The organism is Streptomyces katrae (genome assembly GCF_000966975.1).
GTDB lineage: Bacteria > Actinomycetota > Actinomycetes > Streptomycetales > Streptomycetaceae > Streptomyces > Streptomyces katrae.
This window is the reverse complement of record NZ_JZWV01000471.1, coordinates 1-273: the sequence shown is the minus strand read 5'-3', so window position 1 is coordinate 273 and position 273 is coordinate 1. Positions and strand designations below refer to the sequence as shown.

Annotated in this window: 1 pseudogene; it reads right to left on the bottom strand. The window is 72.9% G+C overall.

From position 1 onward, the window contains the following. Nucleotides 1–273 (bottom strand): annotated as a pseudogene (locus VR44_RS17585) (C40 family peptidase); the annotation flags it as partial.

Genomic DNA, 273 nt, shown 5'->3' with positions numbered 1-273 from the left:
TCGAACTGGGGGTCGTTGTCCCAGCGTCCGCCGTCGGTGTCGCCGATCGCGGTGGTGTTCCCGCCCGCGCCGGAGCCGTCCAGGCGGGGGCCGGTGATGATCGGGGAGATGTCCCCGCCCGCTGCGACGGTATGGCCGGCGGCGTGGTCGGACTCGACCCGGGCGATCCCGGCGAGGACCTGCCACCTCATCCCCCTGCACCCCGGAACATACGTGGTCACCTGCGCCGCACCGGTGAGGTAGGCGGCGAACATCCGCTCCGGGATCCCGGCA